Annotated in this window: 1 protein-coding gene; it reads left to right on the top strand. The window is 59.2% G+C overall.

Features of this window, described 5'->3' with window-relative positions:
• The coding region (locus tag MnOB_RS28500; RefSeq protein WP_265093698.1) for an EF-Tu C-terminal domain-related protein at positions 1-598 on the top strand (598 nt) is incomplete at both ends.

Here is a 598-nt window from a genome sequence, read left to right on the forward strand (position 1 = left end):
GACGACAACGAAATCGGCGTTTCCGCCGTTCGTAAGCTGGTTGAGACCCTGGACTCCTACATTCCGGAGCCGGTGCGTGCCATCGATCAGCCGTTCCTGCTGCCGATCGAAGACGTGTTCTCCATTTCCGGTCGCGGTACCGTGGTAACCGGTCGTGTGGAGCGTGGCATCGTCAAGGTTCAGGAAGAAGTCGAGATCGTCGGTATTCGTCCGACCACCAAGACCACCTGCACCGGCGTTGAAATGTTCCGCAAGCTGCTCGACGAAGGTCGTGCTGGTGAGAACGTTGGCGTCCTGCTGCGCGGCACCAAGCGTGACGACGTAGAGCGTGGTCAGGTTCTGGCCAAGCCGGGCACCATCAAGCCGCACACCAAGTTCGAGTGCGAAGTGTACGTGCTGTCCAAAGAAGAAGGTGGTCGTCACACCCCGTTCTTCAAGGGCTACCGTCCGCAGTTCTACTTCCGTACCACTGACGTGACCGGTAACTGCGAACTGCCGGAAGGCGTTGAGATGGTAATGCCGGGCGACAACATCAAGATGGTTGTCACCCTGATCGCTCCGATCGCCATGGAAGATGGCCTGCGCTTCGCGATCCGCG

Source organism: Metapseudomonas resinovorans (assembly GCF_002003485.1).
Taxonomy (GTDB): domain Bacteria; phylum Pseudomonadota; class Gammaproteobacteria; order Pseudomonadales; family Pseudomonadaceae; genus Metapseudomonas; species Metapseudomonas resinovorans_D.